This window comes from Psychrobacter sp. D2 (genome assembly GCF_013608135.1).
In the GTDB taxonomy this organism is placed as follows: Bacteria; Pseudomonadota; Gammaproteobacteria; order Pseudomonadales; family Moraxellaceae; genus Psychrobacter; species Psychrobacter cryohalolentis.
On the sequence record NZ_JACDXZ010000002.1, the window covers coordinates 193,202 to 219,805 of the forward strand.

Annotated in this window: 24 protein-coding genes; 11 read left to right on the top strand and 13 right to left on the bottom strand. The window is 41.8% G+C overall.

Going from position 1 to position 26,604, the window contains the following annotated elements; genetic code table 11:
* Positions 1 to 29: 29 nt before the first annotated feature.
* The gene (locus H0262_RS03500; protein WP_011514341.1) at positions 30 to 758 is read left to right on the top strand and encodes a CHAP domain-containing protein; all 729 of its coding nucleotides are present in this window, start codon (positions 30 to 32) and stop codon (positions 756 to 758) included.
* Between the two features lie 98 nt (positions 759 to 856).
* Here the strand turns inward: H0262_RS03500 and H0262_RS03505 are convergent, their stop codons facing one another.
* Together H0262_RS03505 and H0262_RS03510 are read right to left on the bottom strand one after the other, a co-directional pair.
* Positions 857 to 1,609, bottom strand: a complete 753-nt coding sequence (locus tag H0262_RS03505) for a DOMON-like domain-containing protein (RefSeq protein ID WP_181209704.1) — start codon at positions 1,607 to 1,609, stop codon at positions 857 to 859.
* Between the two features lie 222 nt (positions 1,610 to 1,831).
* Positions 1,832 to 2,140, bottom strand: a complete 309-nt coding sequence (locus H0262_RS03510; protein WP_011514339.1) for a YhbY family RNA-binding protein — start codon at positions 2,138 to 2,140, stop codon at positions 1,832 to 1,834.
* Positions 2,141 to 2,510: 370 nt separating this feature from the next.
* Here H0262_RS03510 and H0262_RS03515 point away from each other — a divergent pair, with 370 nt between their 5' ends.
* The 6 genes from H0262_RS03515 to H0262_RS03540 all read left to right on the top strand — a co-directional run bounded on the left by H0262_RS03515 (position 2,511) and on the right by H0262_RS03540 (position 8,392).
* A complete protein-coding gene (locus H0262_RS03515) occupies positions 2,511 to 3,143 on the top strand; it encodes an RlmE family RNA methyltransferase (RefSeq protein ID WP_020444183.1) in 633 nt (210 codons plus the stop codon).
* Positions 3,144 to 3,545: 402 nt separating this feature from the next.
* Positions 3,546 to 5,441 carry an ATP-dependent zinc metalloprotease FtsH gene (gene ftsH / locus H0262_RS03520; protein ID WP_020444182.1) on the top strand — a complete coding sequence of 632 codons (1,896 nt, stop codon included), beginning with the start codon at positions 3,546 to 3,548 and terminating at the stop codon, positions 5,439 to 5,441.
* 154 nt (positions 5,442 to 5,595) lie between these two features.
* Positions 5,596 to 6,492 carry a dihydropteroate synthase gene (gene folP, locus H0262_RS03525; protein ID WP_181209705.1) on the top strand — a complete coding sequence of 299 codons (897 nt, stop codon included), beginning with the start codon at positions 5,596 to 5,598 and terminating at the stop codon, positions 6,490 to 6,492.
* A 132-nt stretch (positions 6,493 to 6,624) separates the two neighbouring features.
* Positions 6,625 to 6,906 carry a succinate dehydrogenase assembly factor 2 gene (locus H0262_RS03530; protein ID WP_181209706.1) on the top strand — a complete coding sequence of 94 codons (282 nt, stop codon included), beginning with the start codon at positions 6,625 to 6,627 and terminating at the stop codon, positions 6,904 to 6,906.
* 87 nt (positions 6,907 to 6,993) lie between these two features.
* On the top strand, positions 6,994 to 7,452 hold the full coding sequence (locus H0262_RS03535) for a hypothetical protein (protein ID WP_181209707.1): 459 nt from the start codon (positions 6,994 to 6,996) through the stop codon (positions 7,450 to 7,452).
* Between the two features lie 223 nt (positions 7,453 to 7,675).
* Positions 7,676 to 8,392: a YidB family protein gene (locus tag H0262_RS03540; RefSeq protein WP_181209708.1), complete on the top strand. Its 717-nt coding sequence runs from the start codon at positions 7,676 to 7,678 to the stop codon at positions 8,390 to 8,392.
* Positions 8,393 to 8,510: 118 nt separating this feature from the next.
* Here the strand turns inward: H0262_RS03540 and H0262_RS03545 are convergent, their stop codons facing one another.
* The 3 genes from H0262_RS03545 to trmB form a co-directional block, all read right to left on the bottom strand.
* A complete protein-coding gene (locus tag H0262_RS03545) occupies positions 8,511 to 9,632 on the bottom strand; it encodes a regulatory protein RecX (protein ID WP_181209709.1) in 1,122 nt (373 codons plus the stop codon).
* A 40-nt stretch (positions 9,633 to 9,672) separates the two neighbouring features.
* The gene (gene recA / locus H0262_RS03550; protein ID WP_181209710.1) at positions 9,673 to 10,731 is read right to left on the bottom strand and encodes a recombinase RecA; all 1,059 of its coding nucleotides are present in this window, start codon (positions 10,729 to 10,731) and stop codon (positions 9,673 to 9,675) included.
* Positions 10,732 to 11,752: 1,021 nt separating this feature from the next.
* On the bottom strand, positions 11,753 to 12,574 hold the full coding sequence (gene trmB / locus H0262_RS03555) for a tRNA (guanosine(46)-N7)-methyltransferase TrmB (RefSeq protein ID WP_181209711.1): 822 nt from the start codon (positions 12,572 to 12,574) through the stop codon (positions 11,753 to 11,755).
* Positions 12,575 to 12,793: 219 nt separating this feature from the next.
* Between trmB and H0262_RS03560 the strand changes: the two genes are divergently transcribed.
* Complete coding sequence (locus H0262_RS03560) at positions 12,794 to 13,723, top strand: DUF2628 domain-containing protein (RefSeq protein ID WP_181209712.1); 930 nt, start codon at positions 12,794 to 12,796, stop codon at positions 13,721 to 13,723.
* A gap of 54 nt (positions 13,724 to 13,777) precedes the next feature.
* Here H0262_RS03560 and H0262_RS03565 read toward each other — a convergent pair whose 3' ends face one another.
* Positions 13,778 to 15,664: a monovalent cation:proton antiporter-2 (CPA2) family protein gene (locus H0262_RS03565; protein ID WP_181209713.1), complete on the bottom strand. Its 1,887-nt coding sequence runs from the start codon at positions 15,662 to 15,664 to the stop codon at positions 13,778 to 13,780.
* 74 nt (positions 15,665 to 15,738) lie between these two features.
* Complete coding sequence (locus tag H0262_RS03570) at positions 15,739 to 16,443, bottom strand: hypothetical protein (RefSeq protein WP_133104705.1); 705 nt, start codon at positions 16,441 to 16,443, stop codon at positions 15,739 to 15,741.
* Between the two features lie 245 nt (positions 16,444 to 16,688).
* Here H0262_RS03570 and H0262_RS03575 point away from each other — a divergent pair, with 245 nt between their 5' ends.
* Positions 16,689 to 16,985 carry a hypothetical protein gene (locus H0262_RS03575; RefSeq protein ID WP_181209714.1) on the top strand — a complete coding sequence of 99 codons (297 nt, stop codon included), beginning with the start codon at positions 16,689 to 16,691 and terminating at the stop codon, positions 16,983 to 16,985.
* An 84-nt stretch (positions 16,986 to 17,069) separates the two neighbouring features.
* On the opposite strand, the gene H0262_RS03580 is transcribed toward H0262_RS03575, so the two are convergent.
* The 6 genes from H0262_RS03580 to gmk all read right to left on the bottom strand — a co-directional run bounded on the left by H0262_RS03580 (position 17,070) and on the right by gmk (position 25,054).
* Positions 17,070 to 18,260, bottom strand: a complete 1,191-nt coding sequence (locus tag H0262_RS03580) for a cation diffusion facilitator family transporter (RefSeq protein ID WP_181209715.1) — start codon at positions 18,258 to 18,260, stop codon at positions 17,070 to 17,072.
* 196 nt (positions 18,261 to 18,456) lie between these two features.
* Positions 18,457 to 20,766: a primosomal protein N' gene (locus H0262_RS03585; RefSeq protein ID WP_409033817.1), complete on the bottom strand. Its 2,310-nt coding sequence runs from the start codon at positions 20,764 to 20,766 to the stop codon at positions 18,457 to 18,459.
* A 135-nt stretch (positions 20,767 to 20,901) separates the two neighbouring features.
* Entirely contained in the window at positions 20,902 to 21,282 is a 381-nt protein-coding gene (locus H0262_RS03590) for a RidA family protein (protein WP_011514323.1), read from the bottom strand.
* A gap of 166 nt (positions 21,283 to 21,448) precedes the next feature.
* Positions 21,449 to 23,635, bottom strand: a complete 2,187-nt coding sequence (locus tag H0262_RS03595; protein WP_020444169.1) for a bifunctional (p)ppGpp synthetase/guanosine-3',5'-bis(diphosphate) 3'-pyrophosphohydrolase — start codon at positions 23,633 to 23,635, stop codon at positions 21,449 to 21,451.
* A gap of 345 nt (positions 23,636 to 23,980) precedes the next feature.
* Complete coding sequence (gene rpoZ, locus H0262_RS03600) at positions 23,981 to 24,241, bottom strand: DNA-directed RNA polymerase subunit omega (protein ID WP_011280985.1); 261 nt, start codon at positions 24,239 to 24,241, stop codon at positions 23,981 to 23,983.
* 186 nt (positions 24,242 to 24,427) lie between these two features.
* Positions 24,428 to 25,054, bottom strand: coding sequence for a guanylate kinase (gmk, locus tag H0262_RS03605; RefSeq protein ID WP_133104701.1), 627 nt, complete (start codon positions 25,052 to 25,054; stop codon positions 24,428 to 24,430).
* Positions 25,055 to 25,308: 254 nt separating this feature from the next.
* Here gmk and ispH point away from each other — a divergent pair, with 254 nt between their 5' ends.
* Both ispH and H0262_RS03615 read left to right on the top strand, forming a co-directional pair.
* Positions 25,309 to 26,265, top strand: coding sequence for a 4-hydroxy-3-methylbut-2-enyl diphosphate reductase (gene ispH, locus H0262_RS03610; protein ID WP_181209717.1), 957 nt, complete (start codon positions 25,309 to 25,311; stop codon positions 26,263 to 26,265).
* Positions 26,266 to 26,308: 43 nt separating this feature from the next.
* The gene (locus tag H0262_RS03615; protein WP_181209718.1) at positions 26,309 to 26,554 is read left to right on the top strand and encodes a hypothetical protein; all 246 of its coding nucleotides are present in this window, start codon (positions 26,309 to 26,311) and stop codon (positions 26,552 to 26,554) included.
* Positions 26,555 to 26,604 lie beyond the last annotated feature (50 nt).

Consider the following 26,604-nt stretch of genomic DNA (forward strand, 5'->3'; position numbering starts at 1 on the left):
ATTCTGTTTTCACAATAGGTAGTAAATTTATGAAACAAGCTTTATTAATTTTATCAGTATTGGGAATGGGCGTAGCACAGACAAGTGGTGCTGCCGAAACAACCTTTCAATCAAATAATACCTTGAGTCATACCATCACCAATATCACTACTTCTGCGAACTACGGTTCTAGTCGTAACATCTACAGCACCAACAGCGGTGCATATGTTTCTAGCAATGATGAAATCAGCCAAGCAATCGATAATTTAAGCGCGCATGCAAAACAAAAAGAATATCAGCTTGCTTCGCTAACCAATCGTTTGTCTTATGAGCAGCGTCAGCAGAAAGTAAGTTCAGTGCCAGATCGTTATTCGGCGCCTGCTATTGCAGCAGCGAATGCTTCACGAGTCGCTTTATCTAGTAGCACAGGCTATTGCGCTCGTTATGTCCGTAAAGCGTTACAATCAGCGGGCTACGAATTCACGCCTAATCCTTCAGCGTATCAATATGCGTCTCGTGGCACACTGTCACAAGCGGGTTTTACCAAAATCAGTAATAACATGGAACCACAGGTTGGTGATGTTGTTGTTTATGACCGTACCTCAAGTCGTCCTCATGGCCATATTCAAATATTTGATGGTAATGACTGGGTATCTGACTTCCGTCAAAACAGCATCAGCCCATACAGCGGTCATTACAACTATACGACGTGGCGCGATGCTAGATACGTCGATGATGCTTCAGATCGTGGTATCTACCTAGCTATGGCTGACAAATAAGTATCAGTTAAGCGCTCTCTCCGGACTCAGTAATGCTCTTTATGACATTACTGAGTTTTTTTATGACTTAAATAAGGCTAGCTATTAAGTTGATATTTTTACTTGGCAAGGGCGGATAGCCTATCAAATGGTGTCCAATACTGACTATTATGAAAGTCGGGTGGCGATGCATGTTTGGGCGCAAAGTATAAAATCATAGCGCCAAAGGATAAAATAACACAAGGATGTATGTATTTGATAAGGGCATCATTACTGTAATCTGAATTGCGATTCAATGACGTCAATGAATCTAATGGCATTCTAAAGCTGCGTTGGTAGTGATAAGGTTTATGCGTTGATATGTGGTAGTCTATTAGCAGTTTCGGGTGGTTACCGTCTATCCAATCGATAGCAGCACGTGTCTGTCCGTCAGCGTACATAAGAGGTCTTGGCGGTAGTGTTGTAGTAGAGCGATAGCTGTCAAACTCATAAAGCGCATACTGACCTTCAGGACTGGCATTGATTTCAATATATGACATTGTCATATTGGTTTTGGGGGACTTATCATTATCTTTTGAACGGCTACTTACTGAAGAACCTGCTAAAAAGCACTCAAGGCAGGTTTGTTCCCACAAATAATTTTTAAAGCCTACTTTATCTGCGTGCCACTTTGGCCAAGTCAATTGAGCAGCTAAGCACTTAAGAGGTAACGTCACACGATATTCTAGCTGCAAATAAGCTTCTGGCTGCGCTACAAGCGTTGCGCTTACCTGTACGCTAATTTGCTGTAAAGCTTCTGGCGTCACGCCAAGTTGCTGCGCGTCATCTGCTAAGGTTTCAGTTGCTAGGTATAAATCAAAACTCTGGCTCATTATCTTATTATCTCAAAAAGTATTAGCATCATAAAATATGATATAGCTGCTAACGAATATCGCATGTTAAATAGTGAACTATAAATGACATAAAAGCCGCGAGCAAAGTTGCATCGCGGCTTTTATTATTCACCGTCATCATCTGTCTAAAAATAAATCAGCAGGCTATTTTAAACCATTTTATATACAACAGACGATATAAACTTAGCAAGTAATGAGGCATTACACATTACGAGCAAGATTTGAAAGCTTAGGATTGGCATTTGGGTTTTTGCGTAGCAATAGCGCCATACGACCAATTGAGTGAATCAAAGTTGCCTTTGCAGTAGCAGCAAGCTCAGCACCGATGACATCACGCTCTTCCTTGGTACCAGCAGGCAATTTTACTTTAATCAGTTCATGATCTGATAAGGCGCGATCAATCTCTTCAGTAATGCTTGGCGTAACACCTTTATTGCCAATCATGACAATCGGTTTCAGATCATGACCAATGCCTTTTAAGCGTTTGATGGTTGCGTTATCAAGTTGCATAGAATTCCTAGGGGTTGGTAAAAACAAAATATAATAAAATTGAGAGCAATTGATGACCATTATAGTTAATCTATGATCATCTTGCATGAGATCAGCAGGATTTTGCACGATTTTACGTGATGAAAATGTTAAACTGCCATTATGGGTACATTATAAACGCTACGCTCTTATAAAGCAGTGTTTTCACTAAGAAAAATTAACGGTTTAGCCTTTTGAAGCTAATAAATAGCTTAATAGTATTGAAAATCATAGTTAATAGTGTTTTTGATAGTATGGTTGTAGAAAGTGACATAAAGCAAAAAGTCTATTAAGACATTAGTTAATAAATACATATGCGCATATAGAAAAGCACGTTATAGGAGCAGGAATTTTGGCCACACGTATTGAAAACAAAAAATTGTCAAAGAGCAGTAGTGCTTGGATGAAAGAGCACATTGATGATCACTATGTGCAAAAGGCTCAAAAAGATGGCTACCGTGCCCGTGCTGCTTATAAATTATTAGAAATAAATGAAAAAACCAATCTGATCAAAAAAGGTATGACCGTTGTTGATTTGGGTAGTGCCCCTGGCAGCTGGTCTCAAGTGGCTGGTCAATTGGTTGGGGAAAAAGGTATCTTGATTGCCTCTGATATTTTGCCGATGGATACCTTGCCGGATGTTACCTTTATCCAAGGTGACTTTCGCGAGCCAGAAGTGTTTGACCGTATCATGGCGGAGGTTGGTGATAGACAAGTTGATGTGGTGCTGTCTGATATGGCGCCCAATACAGCAGGTAATAGTGCCATTGACCAGCCGCGTATGATGTACTTATGTGAGCTGGCGGTCGATTTCGCGCTGGCAACCTTACCAGAAGGTGGCGCGCTTATTATGAAAGTGTTTCAAGGCGAGGGTACACAAGAATTACGCAAGCAGATGCAGGCGGATTTTAGTAAAATCCGTAGTATTAAGCCTGGTGCTTCTAGACCGCGCTCAAAAGAGATATTTTGGATCGCAATCAAGTAATATGAAATGAAACTCTCACCTCAAAATTAGCCAGTTAAAATCATTGAATGAAAACGGCTACAATCGTTAACTGAATAAATGGAAATGCTGCTTGAATTATTCAGGTTAATACCACATATCATGATATATTAACTTTGTTTGAAATCAACTCTTAAGCATTTTTCTAAGTGCTTATATGATATTTTTAGCAAAGTCGTCTGACAGTAAGCGCCTTATAAACTCAGTTATTTATCGTTATTGCGCGGCTTGTTTCTCTAATAAAAATATAAGGTTGTTTTATACCCTAGATTTGCAATGAGAAATGATAATTCGCCAATAGACCTTGAATAGCGAGACATACGTTTATATATAGACGTCACGTGTTTAGTAAACACACCAATAAGTATGGGATGGGAATAACTAGTGAGCGACATGGTAAAAAATACCTTATTGTGGCTGGTGGTAATCGGCGTTTTAGTGCTGGTGTTTAGTGGCTTTGATAAATCATCTGAGCCCGATAACCTTAACTACTCTGAATTTGTGACCGCTGTGTCAGAAAACCAAGTAGCCAGTGTTGAGATCGATGGCGAGCAAATCACCGGCGAGAAGAAAAATGGTTCTGAATTTGAAACCATTCGTCCAGCTGTGATGGATGACGAGCTGATGCCATTGCTGCGTGAAAATAAAGTTGAAGTCCAAGGCACTGCACCGAAGCGCCAGAGCGTATTGATGCAATTGCTGATAGCCAGTTTCCCAATTTTGCTGATTATTGGTCTGTTTTTATTCTTTATGCGTAATATGCAAGGCGGCGCTGGCGGTAAAGGCGGTGGACCGATGAGCTTTGGTAAATCAAAAGCCAAAATGCTAACCGAAGACCAAATCAAAGTAAATTTTGAAGATGTTGCTGGTTGTGAAGAAGCCAAAGAAGAAGTCGTCGAAGTGGTGGAGTTCTTACGTGATCCTGATAAATTTACCAAGCTTGGGGCGACGATTCCACGCGGTATCTTGATGGTAGGTCCTCCAGGTACGGGTAAAACGCTATTAGCAAGAGCTATTGCTGGTGAAGCTAAAGTACCTTTCTTCTCGATTTCAGGTTCTGATTTCGTTGAGATGTTCGTCGGTGTTGGTGCGTCACGTGTCCGTGATATGTTTGAACAAGCGAAGAAAAGCGCGCCATGTATTATCTTTATTGATGAGATTGATGCTGTCGGTCGTCATCGTGGTTCCGGTATGGGCGGCGGTAATGATGAGCGTGAGCAGACATTGAACCAATTATTGGTTGAGATGGATGGATTTGAAGGCAACGAAGGCGTTATCGTCATTGCAGCTACTAACCGCGCAGATGTTCTTGATAAAGCACTATTGCGTCCGGGTCGTTTTGACCGTCAGGTGCAAGTAGGGCTGCCAGATATCAAAGGTCGTGAGCAAATTCTTAAAGTGCATTTGAAGAAGCTGCCTAATACTATTGGTGTTGACGCTCATGCTTTAGCCCGTGGTACGCCAGGATTCAGTGGCGCGCAGTTGGCGAATCTTGTCAACGAAGCAGCTTTGTTTGCTGCGCGTCGTAACAAGCGCAGCGTTGATATGAATGATTTTGAAGATGCTAAAGACAAGCTATATATGGGTCCTGAGCGTAAATCAATGGTCATACGTGAAGAGGAGCGCCGTGCTACTGCTTATCATGAAGCAGGTCATGCGCTAGTCGCCGAGCTACTTCCGGGTACTGATCCTGTACATAAAGTCACTATTATGCCGCGTGGATTTGCGCTTGGTGTTACGTGGCAGTTGCCTGAGCACGACCAAACCAGTATGTATAAATCAAAAATGCTGAGTGATATTGCGATTTTATTTGGTGGTCGTATCGCTGAAGAAGTCTTTATTGATCAAATGTCGACGGGTGCCTCAAATGACTTTGAACGTGCGACCAAAATGGCACGAGCAATGGTAACCAAATACGGCATGTCTGACGCGCTTGGTATCATGGTCTATGAAGATGATGACAGCTCACAAGGTTACTTCGGTGGCGGTGGTCGTACGATTTCAGAAGCAACACAGCAAAAGGTTGATGAAGAAGTACGCCGTATGCTAGAGGAGCAATATGATATCGCTCGTGAATTGATTGAAGGCAATCAAGAAAAGATGCATGCTATGGTTGATGCCTTGATGAAATGGGAAACCATTGACCGCGATCAGCTGCAAGATATCTTAGCGGGCGAACAACCTCGTCCACCAAGAGTCTATCAGCATCATGAAGTGAACTTATCAAAGAATGATGTGAAAACAACCGGAATGACCCCTCCGCCATTACCAGCGATGTAAAAGTTACTCTTAAGTTTTGAATAAAAAAAGCCCTTTTAACAAAGGGCTTTTTCTTTATTACCAATTTAGAATGACATCAGGTTTACTGGTATCATAAGCATTATAAGTTAGAGCTAAAATCAATTTTAAGAATTCAAATTATCATGGATAAGCTATGTCACTATTCCAACCCTTACCTGCTTATACTGTGACCAGCCGCGACAAGGTCCTAAATTTATCACAGCCTCATATCATGGGCATCTTAAATGTCACGCCAGATTCGTTCTCAGATGGTGGGCAGTTTAATGCTGTTGATAAGGCAGTAGCACGATGTAAAGAGATGATCGATGCAGGTGCTACCGTCATCGATATTGGCGGCGAGTCTACCCGTCCAAATGCTGAAGTGGTAGTGACTTCTGATGAGCTACAGCGTGTGGTACCAGTCGTGACAGCGATTAGGCAGCAGCTAGGCAATGACATATGGCTATCCATTGATACCAGTAGTCCTGAGGTTATGCGCGCAGCGTTTGAAGCAGGCGCGGATATTTGGAATGATGTACGGGCACTCAAGCGTGAGGGCGCTGCGGTGATGGCAGCTAAGCTTAACATTCCTGTTATGCTCATGCATATGCGCGGTGAGCCAACTACGATGAATAATCTGGCAGAGTATGATGATGTGGTTAAGGAGGTCACGACAGAGCTAGAGGTGCGTATTGATGAAGTGACAAGCATTGGCGTCATGCGCGAAAATATTATTATTGACCCCGGTTTTGGCTTTGCTAAAAACTATGAGCATCACTGTGCATTATTGAGTGAGCTTAAGCGCTTACAAACACTCAAAATGCCAATGATGTTTGGTATTTCACGCAAGCGATTTTTAGCAGAAGTGCTGACCAAAACAGGTCTAGAAGCGCTTGCTACCACCCAACCGCTTGAGCGTGATAACGTGGGTACTGCTGCAGGTCTTTTTGCATTGCAGCAGGGGGCAAGTATCATTCGTACTCATAATGTCGCTATGATGCAGCAAGCCGTAGCGTTATGGAGCCAGCTATCTGCATATAATAAAAGCTAATAATGGTGATTATGTCTATAATTAAGAACTTATAATCAAAAATAAATTTATCGATGATAACAATTGCGAGTAATAGAGTTTTGGCACTTTAACATTTATTTAAAGCCCTTTTAAACGGATGAGAATACTTTTATGACTATTAATAACCAGCTAGAGCCCACCAATGAGCAACGTCGTATTATTTATCAAGCCCGCCGTGGTCTTAAAGAATTGGATTTTTATTTTGAACCCTATATTAAAGAGCTTTATTTAACGGCAGAAGCTGCCGAACAAGAAAGCTTTGCGCAAATGCTGACTCATGAAGACCCTGATTTATTAGATTATTTTACCAATCAAAGCCGACCAGAAGATGAGGCGATATGGGAGTTGGTTAATAAGATTAAAACGTGGCGTCACAGTAAAAGTCTGAGTTAATTGTTTAAACGGTTAGTTTTATTTTTTGATTGTTAAAGTAGTATTGAGTCTTTTCTATTAATCAGAAATATTCTTTGGTAGCTCACTATGACAGCATTAACCTCGCTACGTATCGATACTGCTATTAAACCTATAAGCTATTTATATCTGATATTTTATATTGCATTATCCAGTATCGTCATGGTATTGGCGATTCTTGCTTCATTAGCCTTATGGCAATATGTCGTTATACTCCTCATCAGCGCTGCAGTCATTGGCTATTTAGCCTTATCACGACCCATACTATTGCATCTAAGCCAGCCGCCACTTGATAAAAGTGTTTATCAAGATTGGCAGTTATTAATACGTACGAGTCGTGGGGATGCCTTGTGGCAAGCAAAGCTTAATACAGTCAGTCAATCTCATTGGGTTATCTGTTTTGATTTTAATATCGTAGAGCCTTATCAACGCCGATTTTCTGTGGCTATATTCCGTGATCAGGTTAGCCCTGAGCAATGGCGCGAGTTGACCATCTTGTCAAATATGATTGCAAACAAAACCGTTTAATTGAACTTAGTTTTAATTGTAGATGCTTACCTGCCTTATCTTACCGTACTAAATTATCTCCTACATCTCATAACAAAATGCCTATCTAGAGAGGCAAATAGATTTGCTATATTGGAATTTATATTTATAGGTCGGTTTAAATAGTAGGTGATGGTAGCAGTCGTTACTTTGCTATACCAAAACCTGTATCGACGAATGTTATTATAATAAAAAGGATAAAGTTATGAGTTTGCTAGGGAATTTAGTGAGTCAAGTAGCACGTAGTGCCATGGATCCAGAGGACGCACAGCGTAATCCAGTTAATCAACGTATCAATCCGCGTCGTGCCGGCGGTCTTGGTGATATATTGGGGAGTGTGCTTGGCGGTGGCAATCAGTCAGCGGGTTATAATCCACAACAGTACGAGCGCCGCTCAGCAGACAATGGTTTTGGGTTAGACGATATTATCGGCGGGTTAACAGGTGGCAAACAGCGCGGTGGCATGAGTTCAGGTACTGGTGGACTTGGTGATATTCTAGGTAGTGTACTTGGTGGTCAAACGACGAGAGGTGGCTTCGGTGGTAAAGGTATGCTTATCGCTGCCCTTATGCCTATGGTACTGAGTTGGATAAAGCGTAATGGTGGCTTAAGTGGTGCTCTCTCGAAAATTACCGGTATGGGCTATGAAAAACAAGCGCGTTCTTGGTTGAGTACTAATGAGCTTAACGATAATCTTGATCCTAACGATATCAATCGATTGTTTGATGACAGTGAAATACAGCAAGTCGCTGCTCATACAGGCGCTAACGAGATAGAGGTGCGTCAAGGGTTGGCTGAGCTATTACCTGAAGTCATGAACCAATTGACGCCAAACGGTAATTTAGATAACGAACCTGAAGCCAATGAAGAAATTGACCAAATTATCAGTCAATTATCAAGCCGTCTAGGGGCACTAAAATAATTAGGTTATTATTTATAGCATTTAAAACGATAAAAAAGCGCACCTGATTAGGTGCGCTTTTTTATATCTAAAATATAATAGCGAACGACAAAGGTTAAAATTGTTGCATTAAAAATTGCTAAAAACGTTCATCTAAAGTATCTAACGTATAGTTTAATGCCGCAAAGCAAATATCACTATTAAAGCCGCGATATTGTAAAAACCGTAGTTGCTTTGCTTTGTCTTTTTGTTCAGTGGGTATATCATCACCATATTTTTTGATACGCGCTGTGACTGCCAGTTTGAGCCAGTCTATACCTTCGACCAAATTATCTGCGCTGTCATCTATAAATTCACTAAACTCATCAGATTCTGCATTTGCCATATCGATAAGTTCATCGATATTATCGGGCATCGTCATCTTTTTACGATGGAATTCTTGCTTGATACGACCTCTGCCGCGTCCTTTTCTGATATTTTCACGAATCAGCATTAGAGTAGTGCGGTAATCACTTTGATAGCCTTTTTCTTCGAACTCATCGAGTAGGGCATCAATTTTAGCCGCTTCTTGCTCTTTATCTAGCAATTTTTGCTTAAGCTCAGCCTTACCGTATTCGCGGCGTGACAAATAATAAAATGCCAACCAACGTAAGCGACTTTCTGCTTTGATTGCATCCATTTCCGCTTGGCGCTGCTCAGGCGTGCGCAAATATGCCTTTAGAGCAGCTGGTAAGTTATCGATTTGGCTGTTTTGGTCGCCTCCCTGAATATCATGAGCAGCTACCGATTCAAATACTTGTTGTGAGTTCATCAAAGCTGAATCAATGCCAGTCTCATTAATAGAGACACTATCTTCTTTATTGTCATGAACCGCATGTTTAACTTCAGCGAGCATCTCTTTGATACTTTGCGCAGCAGGTGGCTGATAAGTAGGTACACTATTAGGCTCAGCGTGAAAGGTAGCAGCTGGATGAAAGTGTTTTTTACGTTTTTTGGATTTGGATGAAATTTTTAAAGAGGAAGAGGCGCCAGTCGAATCTGCCGTAAAGTTAGTGTGGTTATCTATTGTACACTTCTCATCTAAATCATATGTATTTAGATTCTGAGAGCGCTTGCCAGTTTTACTGGTACTTTTAGGCTTGTCTTTATATGAGTACCTAGTAGATGAATGTTGTTCAATGGGTTTCTTGTTTTTATGCGTAGAACTCGCTGAATCATTATCCGACTCAGCGAGTATTTCAGCTAACGTTTTAATTTTCATAAGACATCATAGTTGCTGATAACGGTCTGAAAATATACCGTTATTGTACAGGTTCAGAGGCTAGTTCTTCGTTAGTCTCAGCCACGACCGCTACTTTGCTGTCATCCTTTACGCCAAGTTTTTCAGCACGGATTTTGGCTTCTATCTCTTCAGCAATAGCAGGATTCTCTTTTAAGAACAGGACAGAATTGGCTTTACCTTGACCGATTTTTTCATCGCCATAGCTGTACCAAGAGCCCGCTTTACCAACTGCACCAATCTCAACACCCAAATCAATCACTTCGGCTAAGTGATTGGTGCCTTCACCGTAAGTAATCTCAAATTCAGCTTGGCGGAATGGTGGTGCCATTTTGTTTTTGATGACTTTAACGCGAGTTTGGTTACCGATGATTTCATCACCATTTTTGACTGCACCGATACGGCGAATATCCATACGCACAGAAGCGTAGAACTTAAGTGCATTACCACCAGTTGTGGTTTCAGGACTACCAAACATCACGCCGATTTTCATACGAATCTGGTTAATAAATAATACCATACAGTTTGAACGTTTGGCGTTACCAGTGATTTTACGTAAAGCTTGGCTCATCAAACGGGCTTGCAGACCCATGTGTGAATCGCCCATCTCGCCTTCAATTTCGGCCCGCGGCGTCAAGGCTGCGACTGAGTCAATAACGATCATATCGATTGCACCTGAGCGTACTAACATATCAGTAATTTCAAGTGCTTGTTCACCATTATCAGGCTGTGAAAGTAGCAAGTCATCCGTATTCACACCAAGCTTGCGAGCATATACAGGGTCTAAGGCATGCTCAGCATCGATAAAGGCACAAACGCCGCCCTGTTTCTGGCACGCTGCAATTGCCTGCAATGTCATAGTCGTTTTACCTGAGCTTTCAGGGCCATAAATTTCAACGATACGACCTTTTGGCAAACCGCCAATCCCGAGTGCGATATCTAAACCTAATGAACCAGTCGATACCACGTCGACATCAAGCGTTGCTGAGTTGTCACCCAAATGCATGATGGTATTTTTACCAAACTGCTTTTCGATTTGAGCTAGTGCAGCTTTAAGTGCTTTGGCTTTATTGTCGTCCATGTAGGACTCCTTGTTATCAATCATTTATAAGGATAAGTTGTATTAATATCAAAACGGCTTGTTCAATGCTATCAATGGCAATGTAAACTATCGCTGATAGCATTTTGAACTAAGCTTAGAGTAGGCAATGAGATGAGTCTTGTAGATCGCGATGTTAGTTATACATCACGCTACTATACAGTAAAATTAGATGCTGATAAAAGCGAAAAAAAGTTTAGAGATTTTAATGAGGCTCATAGTGCTTGCAACTTATATCACCAGATTATGTCTTCCTCTAACTTTATATCATTGTTTATTAGATAGGGTAATTATAACAAAATCCAAGGTATATATTGAGCATAACTGAATACTAGGCGACAATAGATGTCGTATGAGAAAACAAAAATATTTGTATATAATGCTAAAAATTGCTGTTCATATTTGAACCTGATGAGCATGCTATTTGTCAATAGTTTTGGAAGTTATCCACAATAAATAAATAAATTTTATTTAGCCAGTGTGAAACATATCATAGGATAAAATTAATATTAAAAATTTTATAAATAAATTATTTTGCTTTTAAATTATCGTTAACCTATTGATTTTAATAAATTTTTAAATCGTACAAAAAATGAACGATTTTACCTAAGCCTTTAAGCTATCTAGGCAAATGCTTGTCAAGTAGCGACTTATGCACAGGGTTATCCACAGCTTATGGGGAGAACTCACCAAGCCCTTACGGTATCAATGATTGCGCAGACAAGAGTTATCATTTAATTTACAAAACTTGGCTCTTTCTGATTTTACAAGTTTAAATTTAGCAGGATTTTAGTATGGGCAATGCCTATGTTTCACATCTGTGCTGATAATTTTTTTTCGAATTGAAAGCTATTGATACTCATCAAACATATTTATAGTCAGTTATATCAGTCTTTAACCCTTATGAGTAAAAGGTTTAAAGACTGACAGATATAAAAAAGCGGCTAAGATACTGATAAATATCTTAGCCGCTTTAAAGGAAGCCGACGTAATGCGTTTGGTATTAGTCTTTTAAATAGATTAAATCCCAAACCCCATGTCCGCTTGCTAGACCACGGCGCTCAAATTTTGTCATTGGACGAAAGTCAGGGCGGGCAGTGAAATTGCCTGCGCCTGCTTGATTGCTTAAGCCTGCAAAACCATCTAAAACTTCTACCATCCAAAAGGCATAATGTTCCCAGTCAGTGGCGGTATGGAACCAGCCGCCTTGCTTTAGGCTGCGGGTGACAATCGCCATACGCTCAGGGCTAACAAAGCGGCGTTTATGGTGGCGCTTTTTTTGCCATGGGTCAGGAAAGTAGAGCTGAATGCGATCGATATGGTTTTCTGGTAACTGTTTGAGTAGTTGAATGGCATCACCATTGATGATTCTGACATTACTCAAATTTTGAGTACCAGCCATATAAGCGCATTTGCCGATACCCGGCTCATGGACTTCAATGCCAACAAAATTACGACTTGGCTCGGCTGCTGCCATTTCAATGAACGAATCTCCAAGTCCAAAACCAATCTCAAGGGTCAAGGGTGCCTCACTGCCGTTTGGCAATTCAGCAAATAGCGCACGCAAATCGTCAATACCTTCAAGGTTACCATCACCAAAGCTGTTATTAACCAAGTAATGTGCAAATTCAGGCGCCGTCAATGCCAGCTCGGCATTTTTATTCATGTGCGTACGGCGTTTCATAAAGGTGTTGACGATACGAATGTGCTTATTGCCGTCAGGTGCGACCTCATTGCCACTAGTAGCATTAGTGTCTAAAGATTTTTGATCATCGGTAAGGCTGGTGGCGTCGACGTTGGTATTAATATCAGGATGTTGACTCATAGGATTAACAAGGCTTAATAAATGGGTAGTACGCTTATTATAAGTGAAATCTGTACGGCTGTGAATGAACAATACTTTTTTAATAATGTCAGCGCGTTTTGTAATTTAGGTACATTATTTATCTAGTGTTTCTCTGGCCCATGCAATGCTATTAGCGTTATCATATAATCCCAATAGTTAAGTTAAATGTCTTTTTAATCGCATGTAAGGCTTGTCACTATGTTATTTATTGAGACGGATTCGCCGCCCCCTTTTTACCAAGAAAAATTGCCTCCTGCCAGACGCACACAACTGGATAAATGGTTTATCGGACATCGTAGCCAACGCTATTATCTAAAACGCTTTGAGCAATTTGATGAACAAGGCTATCTGTCGCCAAAATGGCATTGGGCAGCATTTTTTGTGACCTTTCCATGGTTACTCTATCGTAAGCGTTACATGGATGCGCTCGTCTACAGCGTGGCAGGATGGTCTTTTATTCAGCTTAATATCGCGCTAGTCTTGGTAGCGGTTGAGTTCTTAGTAATTCCTTATATTGCTGATGCTTATCAGATGACGATACGCGTTAGTATTGCCGCGCTGATTTGGCTGTTTTGGTCGTTTATGGTGGCACGCTGGACGGATGCTTACTATTACCGGATGGCACGACGTGAGATTGCCGACGTGATTAATGACTATCCACAAGATGAGCGCTTGCAAAAAGCCCATCTAAGCCAAGAGGGCGGGGTGAGCCTATTTGGGCTAGGATGGGGTTTTGGATTTTTTGCCTTTATCTTAATGGTCATTAAAGTGCAGTTCTTACCTATTATTGCCAAACCAAAAGAAAACGAAGTGCTGTTTAATGCGTATGATACCGTTAAAACCACGCAAAACCATGTGGCGCTAGTGTATCGGCAAACAGGACGATGTCCGCTGGATCTGCCTATCGATAGCGGCACTGAGCAGGTACATATTGAGATTGATCATAGCGCAGCTGGCGTTGCAGAAACTGATTGTGTAGTGATTGCGACCATTCAAAATGTAAAACTCCCTATACGTTATCTCAATGATCAAACACTGGTCTTTTATCATCTGCCAAACAGTGATGATTGGGAATGCATCAGCTCATTGAATAAGAAACAAGCGCCGGAAAATTGTAGCCCTGATTAGGTGGCTACAAAGACTGAGAATTATTTTTGACAACAATTTCTATAGTTGAAAAAATTAATGCTTAGATTCAGTCGTATTATTATCTTTATCATCGACTGGTATGGCTTGGCTTTTTAGCGCTTCATAAAAATCGCTCAAATCCATCTTACGTGCTTTGCCAATATCTTCATCAAATAAGCTTTCAAGCTCCGCCATCGATGATTGAGCCGACTCAATCATACTGGCCTCATCATCATAAATAGCTTGTTGACGTTCAATCAGATCATCATCGTAATCACGGAAGGTTTGTACTGTCTCGCGCGCTTTTTCTGGTGATATGCCAAGCAGTTGTAACGACTCACGCGACATATCTAGCGAGGACAAATACGTCTCACGCCAGATATGACGAACCCCAACCTCACGTAATCGGTAGTAATGCTGGCGGTCACGTGCCCGTGCTAAGATAATTAAATCTGGATAGTTTTTACGTAAATATTGGGCGGTGGTGATAGAACGCTCTAAATCATCGATGGCAAGGATAAAGACACGTGCTTTTTTGATACCTGCTGCACGTAGGATTTCAGGGTTTTTTGGATCACCATAATAGACTTGGTTACCGAATTTACGGACAAAATCAACGCGGTTTGCCGAGCGTTCAATCGCGGTAAACTCAATATTGTGCATACGTAGCACACGACCGATAATCTGACCGACTCGCCCAAAGCCAGCAATAATCACCTGATGCTCATGATCTGGAATCGTGTCGTATTCGCGGCTTGGTTTGCTTTTGGCAAATAATGGCTCGCCGACTTTTTCTAATAACAAGAATGCCAAAGGAGTGAGTGCCATAGAGATGGTTACGATCAGGTTTAACGTATTGGCAAGTTCAGGTTGTAAGACGTTTTGGGCACTTGCAACACTGAACAAGACAAAAGCAAATTCACCACCTTGAGCCAGTGTAACCCCCAGTCGAATACTGGTTGGCCAGCGATTACCTGAAATTTTTGCAATCGCTGTAATCACTCCGAACTTGATAAACATCAATGCCATCGCACAGCCGATGATAAAAATGGGTTTTGCTAATATCAATTTCACATCGGTCAACATACCGACTGACATAAAGAACAGACCTAATAACAATCCTTTAAAAGGCTCGATACTGGCTTCAAGCTCATGGCGGTATTCAGAATCCGCCAACAATACACCAGTTAAAAATGCGCCCAACGCCATTGAGAGCCCGATTTGACCCATCAAAATTGACACACCCATTACGATAAATAGCGCGACCGCCGTTAGTAATTCTGACGCACCACTTGAGGCAACAAATTTAAAAAATGGACGAACGACGTAGCGACTGGCAAAAATAAGTCCAGCAAAAACCGCAAAAACTTTACCAAAATAAATCAAATCATAGCTTTGTTCACGCACCCCTGATAAGAAAGGAATGACCGCTAATAAAGGGATAACCGCAATGTCTTGGAATAATAAAATCGTAAAGGCTTCACGGCCATGAGTGCTCGATAGCTGCTGTTTTTCAGTCAGAATTTGTAGGACAAAGGCGGTAGATGAGAGCGCAAGCCCGAAGCCAACGATAAAAGCAGTATCGAGCTGCAAGCCAAAAATCTGATGTAACAGCCCCATCAATAAGACACCAGTCAAACCAACTTGCAAACCGCCAAGGACGAATATTGAGCGCCTGAGTGCCCAGAGCCTTGATGGCTGCAGCTCAAGCCCAATGATGAACAGCAGCATCACCACGCCAAACTCAGAGAAATGCAATAAGCTCTCAGCGTCACCTGCGACGTCCAGTACACTTGGACCTAATATCAATCCTGTGATCAGATAACCTAAAACCGTCGCAATACCAAAACGTTTACCAAGGGGTACAAAGAGCAGGGCTGCTCCCAAGAAAATTGTCGCTTGTAACATCAAATTTGGTGAGCTGGCGGCGGCAGCGAACATCTGGAATCCTTAGCAATGACGATAAATGGGCAATACAACAGCAGTATTAGAAATAAAAAGCAATTTTATAACGATTATTTTTTACGATAAATCTTCCATATGCCATTATCTGCCAGCGGATTGTTATAGGCATCGTTACGGCGCTTACGCGGTGTCTGTCGACTGTCTACGATTTTAAAATCGGGTAGGACATGGACAATAAGTCCAGTTCGATAAAACCGTACCCGTTCAGGCTCTAGCATCTCACCCTTATTATCTCGGCAAAATACATAAGCACGCAAATCAATAAACTCACGGTGCGCGACCAAACGCGTCTCATCATCCTTATCAAACGCAGCAATCATACGTGCAATGTCATCAGCACTATAATCGCCGCATTTATCCGTAAGCGCCCCGACCGAGCCGAAACTCTTGGATTCTTTTGCATGGGTTTTGGTCAGATGTAGGCGCTGCACATGATATATAAACTGCGGTATCTCAAGGCTGGCAGGCAGTGGCAAATAGTCAGGCGGCAGATTGGCAGCAGGATAAAACGCCATGGCGCGTTCAAGCAAATTGTGCCAACGTTGCTGATAGGCTTGGACTTCTGCTAAGTTACCTTCATAGATAGGCATGTCACGAATTTGACGTAAGATATCAGGTGGAAACTGGGCGCCTCGAAAGCGAGCAATGTCTTCTTGCAGCGTCGATAATAAAACTTTGGCGTGTTTTTTGCCATCCTTTGAAATCGAGTCATCGATATAACTTGGGGCGACGAATGGCGCTGAGCGTCTAGACATAGCAGAAGGTCATCCATTGGTGGCAAATGTGGCGTTTCAATTTTCAGTATACAGAATTTATATTAAAAATATGACAGAGAGGCTAAATTTCTCATCATTTTTAACATGTGATTACATTGATAAAAGTCAGTGTGATATTGGTATATGCGGTATGGAGATATTTCATTTTGCTATATTTGATTACTATCAGTCGCAAGATAGGGCATTAAACATAGTTTAAATGAAAAAATAGAAAGAGAAGACTTATGAATAATACTCTAGAAAATAAGCTTGCTATACTTAATCGCCTTAACTTATTAAAAAATATTGGAAAGATACTAATAAGAATTATAGGTGCAGGATTGGCACTTATAGTTGGACTTTGGCTAATAATGGCATCGACTATGGGACCTGCTTATTTTCCTCATATTATGAATGGTGACTTGGATTTTTGGATTCGCATGACCTTGCTAGGAGTGGGATTGGGTGTTTGGATAAGCATTGCCGTATGGTTATTGTGGCTTATACTGTGTTATTTTCATGATTTGATTAGATGTCATTAACAATTGACGATATTTAAATAATTAATGACGTCTAGATGACTGGCCGCATTTTTTTAAACCAGACTTTTTCAATGACAAACTATTTTAATGATTGTGCCCGATATGGTTATTCTCTGCTGGTCGCTCTGAGATATTGCAGACTAGGGCTTCGCTATGGGTACTCGTTTGTGGGTGTGCCACACTTTCTACCTGAATAGTAGCGTGATGGATGCCGAGCTCAAGCAGGCTTCGTTCTAGACTGCCAATCAATATACTGGACTCATGAATACTCATTTCACCATCGACGACCACATGACAAGATAAGGCGTTTAAACCGCTGGTAATACTCCAAACGTGTAGGTCATGCACTTTTTGCACCTGCGGATGAGCAAGGAGTTTTTCTTCGACATTCACTAGAGAGATACCTTCTGGCGTCCCTTCCATTAAAATATGTACAGAATCCCGTACGACACGGTAGCCACTAAATAAAATAAGTATTGCTACAATTACGGACGCTACCGCATCTGCCCATACCCAGCCAAAACTCATCATTAATAATGCGGCGATAATGGCAGCCACTGAACCCATTAAATCACTTAATACGTGCAAATAAGCACTTTGCATATTGAGATTGACCGGCTCTTTGTCATCCGATGTTTTGACCGTTACTGTGCCTTCATTGGCTCCATGATCATGACCGTGAGTATCACCACTACGGTTACCTCGGTGCATAAGCCACGCAACCAAAATATTGATCAGCATACCGATAGTGGCGACGAGAAGCATGCCTTGGGTCGCAATTTCAGGTGGCGAATTAAAGCGTTTAATGGCCTCATAAAAAATCATTAGCGCAATAATGACAAGTGTCGCCCCATTCACAGAGGCAACTAAAATCTCAAAGCGTTTATAACCGAACGTTTTTTGATGAGTAGCTGCTTTTTCCCCAATTTTAAATGCCATTAAGGTGGCGCCAAGTGCTATCGCGTCACTCAGCATGTGACCGGCATCGGACAATAATGCCAAACTGCCAGTGAGCCAACCGCCGATTGCTTCTACAAACATGTAGCCTGTAATAATTAAAAAACTTATCAGTAAAGTCCGCTGATAGCCTTTGGTATCTCGCGTGGCGACTGTTTGCTCTAGATGTTCATCATGATCGTGGCTGTCTTGATTCTTATAAGCATTATTACTTTTTCCACCACTTTCCTCACCTTCCTCAACGTGTCCATGCGTATCAGCCGATATGCTCTGATGAGCATGGTCGTTTTTTTTAGAGTTTGGATGGTCTGGATTCATAACAACACTCAATTTTGCTGATAATGGATTTGATGAGCAATATCTACTCTACATAAGGTAGGATGGTTTTTGATAACAATGATCAACTTGTTATTGTAAATTTATCATAGTCAAATATTAGAAACTGTACTGACGAAGTAAAGATAAAAGAGTAATGCGACAAATGATTATGCTAGCAATAACTCGCAAATTTGCGTTACCAGCCGACAGGGTCAATATCTAAAGTAAGCTTAAGATATTTAGCGCTCGGTAGGGTAAGGACAGGTTGCCACCAATGATTTAAAACATGATGCAGTTGCTGACGATCCTTGGCCAATAGCAAAAGCTGGGCATGATAGCGACTGTTCTTTTTACTCATGGGCGCATCGATAGGACCAAGAACGGCTAAATTGTGCCCTGTTGGCAGAATGGCAATGGCATCTTTGAGTGCTTGTGTGGTGGCAGCAAGGGTTTTACCTTCGCAGCGTATCAGCGCGGCATGACTATGAGGGGGCAGTCCCATCATTTTACGCTCTTGCAACAGCTCACGAGCAAAAGACAAATAACCGTCTTTCACCAATTTTAATAATAACGCATTGTCCGGTTGCAGCGTTTGAATCAATACACGTCCTGATTTATCCCCGCGTCCTGCACGCCCCGCTACTTGGATCATCAATTGGGCAGTATGCTCTGGCGAGCGAAAGTCTGCAGACAAAAAGCCACGATCAGCATTGGGTAGGCAAACGAGCGTGACATTGGGAAAATGATGGCCTTTGGCAACCATTTGCGTACCGACCAATATGGCAGGATTGCCTTCATTAATACGCTGATAGATATTTTCCCAGCTGTCTTTACGCCTAGTGGTATCACGATCAATTTGAATAATGGGATAAAGCGCTTTACTGGTTTGCGGATTGGCAAAGATAGCGTGCAAATTTTCGCTTAGCCTTGTTGTTCCCATCCCTTTGGCATCTAGATTTTGACTGCCACAATCAGGGCATACAGTCGGAATATAGGCTTGCCAATCACAATGATGGCATTTTAAATAAGAGTTGCTGGAATAATTGCTACGCTGGGCTTGATTATTATAATGAACGGTTAAATGCGCGTCGCAGCGCGGACAATCTGCCTGCCAACCACATGCCTCGCATAATAAAACAGGCGCATAGCCGCGACGGTTTAAAAATATCAAAACTTGATCGCCAGCTTCTAGGGTTTGCCTTATGGCGCCGATAAGCGCATCCGTCAGTCCGGTATCATAGCGCGCGCCATCATCTTGCGTTTGCTGATGAGTACTTTGCAAGCGCGCATCAATCAGCTGCATGGGCGCAGGTTTAGCATTACCAGGGCGCGTCGATAATTGACACTCTACTAGCTTGCCCTCATCGACTAATTTTAAATGTTCAAGAGAAGGGGTAGCCGTACCAAGGACGACCGGTATTTTGGCTTGGAATCCTCGATAAAGTGCGACATCAGCAGCATGATAGCGCAAGGTATCCTGCTGTTTATAGGAGCCATCATGCGCTTCATCAACGACAATTAAGCCTAAATCTGTAAACGGATATAGTACTGCCGAACGCGTACCGATAATGATTTGTGCGTGACCCGTACGGCAGTCTTGCCAACCTTGCAATCGATGAGTATTGTTCATACCAGAATGTAGCAAGACGATACGCGCAGCGAAGCGACTGGCAAAACGCGCACGCGTCTGTGGCGTTAACCCAATCTCAGGCACTAAAATAAGCACTTGCTTGCCAGCCTCCAATACTGCTTGCATGGCTTGTAGATAGACTTCAGTCTTGCCACTACCGGTAATGCCATTTAATAAAAAGCCCGTGTAGCATTTGGATTCATGTGCAGCAACAATCGCTGCAACGGCAAGCTGTTGCTCATCATTAAGATCAAGGGGCATTTTTGCCAATTTGACAGGAGTAGGTGCTTGTTTTGGTTGAATATAGCGTTCAATCAAACCCTTATCTTCTAGTGTTTTTAAAAAAGCACGCGCCATACCTTCTAATAGTAGTACATCTTCACTTGCACCATGTTGACCATGTAGCTTTAGCATATCAAACTGCTGCTTTTGCTTTTTGGCGTTAGTACGAAAGTCGTCATCAGTGATATGTGGCAGAATTCGCCAATGGGTAATGAGTAAATCTAGTGGTTTACCTTGACGAACCAAGGTGGGCAAGATGACCGCTAACACCTCACCAAGCGGATAATGATAATAACGCGCAAGCCAATAGGCGAGCTTTAGCATACTGTTATCTAAAATAGACTCAGCATCTAAACACTTATTAATGGGTTTCAGCTTATTGAGTGGTACGCTGGTATCCGCTTGAGCAATATGAGCAACCACGATTCCGATTAAAGTCTGACGACCAAAAGACACCTCAACACGACTGCCAATTTTCGGCAGTTGTATTGAGCTATTGTTTGGCGAAGCATTTGGCAAAGCACTTATATCGGACGGTAGGCTATAGTCAAATACCCGATAAAGGGGCACGGGCAGAGCAACTTGTACCAACATAAAAAGGCTTCGCAGTTTGATTAAGTCAATATGAAATAAAAATAAAGAGGGAGAGATGAATAAGCTTAGCATGAGGCTAAGCTTATGGTGATTCAATATGAAATATTGTTATTCAAGCAGTATTGAATATCTAACTTATTCAATATATAGAATAGACTCAATTTCGACCACGCCACCTTTAGGCAATGCCGCTACTTGCACCGCTGCGCGGGCAGGATAAGGTTCAGTCAAATTAGCCATGAATACTTCGTTTAATGCTGCAAAATCATTTAAATCAGTTAACGATACATTGAATTTGACCACGTCATTTAAGCTGCCACCAGCAGCTTCACAGATGGCTTTGATGTTTTCAAATACTTGCTTCGCTTGTGCATCAAACCCTTCTTTTAGTTCCATGGTGATAGGGTCAAAACCTAGCTGACCTGAAATATAAACAGTATTGCCAACTTTTACCGCTTGTGAGTAAGTGCCAACGGCTGCAGGTGCTTTATCCGTTTGGATGGTTTGACGTGTCATGATATATCCTTATCATATTTTTTGGTGTTTGATGTGCTAAAACTATTTTCTAAAAATTAATAGAAGCGTTTAGCACGATTAAAAGTTTTACATATTTCAAAATCATCTATGTGTTAAGAGATAATTTAAAAGGCATATATTTTAACAGTTATGATGATAAAAGTATTTATAGTTGATATAAACGCATAATATTGGGGAAACCAAGTAAGGAGCGTAGTTCACGAATACCTTGGGCTAAGTGATTGCGACTACGAACAACAATATGAATGATAGTATCATTGCTACGTACGTCGACCTTTTCAACCCCTATATTTAACTGCCGCAGATTATAAATAACTTTACTGATTTGCTCGTCGCTCAGTGCTATAGACAGTTTTAAATAAGCAGGAAAACGAATTTTATTATCGTGATCTTCTGAGTCACTTTGCTTGATCGCCTTATCATTGCGCCAACGTAATTGGATGACTTGATAGGGATTGTCTTTACGAATATCGTCTAGTGAAAAGCACTTATGTCGATGCACGACCAGACCATGACGGGATAAATGTCCAACGATAGGATCACCATAAATCGGATGGCAACAATTGGCAAAATCAAGCTCAACGCCTGAAGCATTGACGATCAGTTGCTGTGGTTGGGTCATGTCATCGATACGTTCTTGCGATTGGATATCACAGACTTCATCGCTAAACAAACGCGTGACCACGAGTTGCGGTAACAACGTACCGGAGCTTATTTGCTCAAATAGCGCTGATTTCTCAGTCAGTCCACGCCATTCTGTTAGATTCTTCCAGTCACTATCGGTTAGATCGTCCAAGCTTTTTTGATAAGTTTTCAGTGCGCGATCTAGTGCTTGTCTACCATGGTGCTGCTTATCAGCCGCCGATAAATCTTTGAACCAACGCAAAATCTCTACACGGGCTTTATTAGTAACCACAAACCCAAGCCATTCTGCTTTTGGCTCAGAATGGCTATTAACCTCGATTTCTACTAACTGTCCATTTTTGACTACCGTCCCAAGCTTGGCATGTTTTTTATCAATATTAGCGCCAACCGCGACATTGCCAACCATCGGACCAACAGCATAAGCAAAGTCTAGCGCAGTCGCACCTTGTGGCAACTCATAAGCGCGACCTTGCGGGCTATAACAGATGATTTTACTAGAATGCAGGTAATCCATCAGCTCATTAATAGTCGATACTGCGGCGGCAAAATCAGGGTTGCCTTCGTTTAAACAGTCCTCATCGACCAAATCTTTCATATTGCGTAATGACGCCTGAATGACTGATTGACTGACATCAGAGGCATGCTCTGCACCAATAACCCCAAGCCTTGCGGCACTTTGCATCTGCTTAGTCAAAATCGTTACTTTAACAAAATCATTGTCGCGCTCGTAGATAAGCGTCAGCGATTGATTGCCGCCAGGTAAAGGTCTGCGGATATTGTCCGCAATATGACTGTCCGCAATTTGATATTTTTTAATGAGATAGTAGGCAAGTTTGTCACAAGCTTCGATATTGTCTAGCACAATCTCAAACGCGTAATGGCGCAGCAGTGCATTAATCTCGCCGCGATTACGGAAAAATTGCCGGAAGATAACCACTCGATTGTCTAAGACTTTAACCATGCCATCAAGATCAAGATTATTGAGAACAATACTTAAATAACGATGAATGGCTTCTCTCTGAAAATTGCGCCCAAGCCCATGTTGTAGCAATTTATCAGAGATCTTGTTATACATCTCAGAGTTAAGATTGCGATAACAAAGTACCTCGATATAATCAGCAATATCGTTGAGACCCATGAGCCGTGCAAAGGGCACATAAAAGTCTAAAGTTTCTTGCGCGGTGGTACGTTGTTTTTCAGGACGTACCGCATCTAGGGTCGACATATTGTGCAAACGGTCAGCAAGCTTGATAATCAATACACGTGGGTCTGCGAGGGTAGCCGTCAGGATTTTATGAAAGGTCGCCGCTTTATTTTCTTGTTTATTATGCGTCGATGATTTTAATTTGGTCACACCATCGACCAGCCTAGAAACCACTTTGCCATAACGCTGCTCTATCTGCTCATCGCTCACTTCCGTATCTTCAACCGTATCATGCAAAATTGCCGCAATGATGGTATCTCGATCTAAGCGAAAGCCGGCTAGTATCTCAGCGACCGCAATCGGATGCGTGATATAAGGCTCTCCTGACTTGCGCTTGTCTTTAATATGCGCAACATCACCGAACTCACAGGCATCAACAATATCACGGCGTTCAGCGCCCGTGAGGTAACCTACTGAACGCAGCAGATTATATTGAGCGTCATCAACTAATGGATGACTGAGTTTGGGCAAGTTTTGAATCATAAAGTCACGATCCTATGTTCTTTTACCTGCTTAAATGATGATTTAGCAAGGTAAAGAATGGCTGAATAAGTGCTGAGCTATTAATATAGAGCTTAAGAATAAAGCTGAAAAATGGGCAGACTACCCTCTAATTAATCGTAAATCGTCGCCAATGTCAACCGCTAAGCAATAAGCTAATGTAAAAACTGGAGAATTCTTACTTAAGGTTAGGTTTTAAAAGCCAAACGGCTACTAAAACAGTAAAGCCAGTATCATTACAACCAAAAAACCACAGCCTATGCTGTGGTCTCTATCGTCAGTCAATACTCGTATGCTTGCTAAATTCATACTTTGTACGGTAATTTATTAGAAGCTGTGATCGCCTGACAATGCTAAATCTAACGAGCTAGTAGCAAAGTTATGCTCTGGCTGATTTAAAATATCACGGGTAATTTTACCAGCAGCGATTTCACGTAATGCCAATACTGTTGGCTTGTCGTTATCAACATCAACCAACGGCTCTGCGATGCCTTTAGCCAACTGACGTGCGCGCTTGCTTGCGACCAGAACCAGCTCAAAGCGATTATCAACATTATCCAAACAATCTTCAATCGTCACTCGTGCCATAAATAGCTACCTCGGTTGTTTTTACTGGTTGCGAGCATGGCGCGCCACTCAATAAAAATAATATCAAAAATATAAAGGGGGATAGCTAGACATTATAGCATTTTTTGCTTGCAGGCGTAATTGCTTTTTGCTTGTCTGCTGATAACTATTTTCGAGATGAAGCATTAAGACATATCAACGCTTCATTTACTCGTCTACTGTATTGCTAAGTAGATTGGTAATCGTGCGCTGATAACGCTGCTGTTGACGCTTTAGAGTCTGTCTATCGGCAACGATAATTGCTTTAAGCTCAGTTAAAGCAACCTCAAAACTGTCATTAATAATGACATAGTCAAAATTGACGTACTGCGCCATCTCATTAACAGCACCAGCCAAACGCTGTTCGATCACCTCCGTACTGTCCTGTCCACGCGTTGATAAGCGTTGACGTAAAGTGGCGATACTTGGCGGTAAAATAAAAATCATGATGGCATCAGTAAAGATTTTTTTGACTTGCAGCGCGCCTTGCCAATCAATCTCCAAAATGACATCGACACCAGCGTCCAGTTGCGCGCGTACACTTTGCTCTGAGGTGCCATAATAATTGCCAAATACTTCGGCATGTTCTAAAAACTGACTTTCACTGATGGCAGTCACGAACTTATCAACGTCAGTAAAATGATAATGATGACCGTCAATCTCGCCTGGGCGCGGCTCACGAGTGGTGTGTGAAACACTGACAGTCAAGTCATTGGTGGTGGCAAGTAGCTGCTTAACCAAGGAGGTCTTGCCTGTGCCAGAAGCGGCAGTGATAATAAATAATGAACCTGTCATACAGTGTGTCCTAGTAAATTATGTCTTGATAAATAAATAAAAGTATTCGAATTAATATAAAAGGCTGGTAAAAATAAAAAACACCATCATGTATGCTGACAAAAGTAGTAATCGATGCCTCATTATAAACTGCTTTAAAAGCAAATTATGCTAAAGTAGGGTATCGTTTTTATCCCAACTTTTGAATAAAAGTTTCGGTGGCTTAAGCTTTAAGCCTAGGCTTTTATATAAATTATCTAATGATAGGTCTTCTTATGCAAATTTATCTTGCCAATCCACGTGGATTTTGTGCTGGTGTGGATCGCGCGATTGCGATTGTCAACGAAGCACTGTTACGTTTTGAGCCACCCATTTATGTTCGTCATGAAGTGGTACATAACAAGTTCGTGGTATCCGACTTGGCCAATCGCGGTGCTGTTTTTGTCGAAGAGCTACATGAAGTGCCAGACGGCTCTATTGTTATTTTTTCCGCTCACGGGGTTTCAAAAGCTGTAGAAGATGAAGCAGAACGTCGTGATTTGACGGTGTTTGATGCTACTTGTCCTTTAGTTACCAAAGTACATATCGAAGTCGCTAAATTTGCGCAGGATGGTATGGATGCGGTATTGATTGGACATGCGGGACATCCTGAAGTAGAAGGCACTATGGGACGCTTTAACCATCGTCATGGCGGACAGATTCATCTGGTTGAAAACGAGAGCGATGTTGAAGCCTTGAGCGTACAGAATGCTGAGCGCTTAGCATTTGTGACCCAAACGACCTTATCGATGGACGATACCGCGCGCGTTATTGATGCATTGAGAGAAAAGTTCCCACATATTCAAGGTCCACGTAAAGACGATATCTGTTATGCCACCCAAAACCGTCAAGATGCGGTCAAGGATTTAGCGGGTCGCTGTGAGGTGGTTTTGGTCGTTGGCTCACCAAACTCATCAAACTCAAATCGTTTGCGTGAATTGGCAGAGCGCATGAATTGCCGCGCGTATTTGATTGATAATGCCACTGAAATGAATAAGAGCTGGTTCGATGGGATACAAAGTGTGGGCGTGACTGCGGGTGCTTCAGCGCCTGAAGTATTGATTCAAGAGGTACTACAGCAGCTGCAAGATTGGGGTGGTGATTTGCCAAGTGAGCTGTTGGGCATTGAAGAAAATGTCACCTTTAGCTTGCCAAAAGCTTTACGAATTCCAATGACGCAAGTTGGCAAATAAAATAAGCAGGCTTTGTATATAGCGCCAGATAGGTAAATATAAAATGAAAAAGCAGAAAAAAAGATTTGTCTTGGCAGAAGCTAGCCTTGATGAGATCAATAAACAATTAAAAATTAATACGTTTACAATTGTCATCCTGATAGGGATGCTGATGTTAAATACGACCCAGTTTATGAGAGATTACAGTCTGTTATATGGCGCGCTTATCGCCATTATGGCTTTCTTTCTATTTGTAATGGCTAAAAGTCGCACACTGCTGACGGTACAAAAGCAAGCCCTTATGCGCTAAACAAAGAAAGCCTACCTTTCTTTTATACCTAATCAATCTATTTTGAAAAG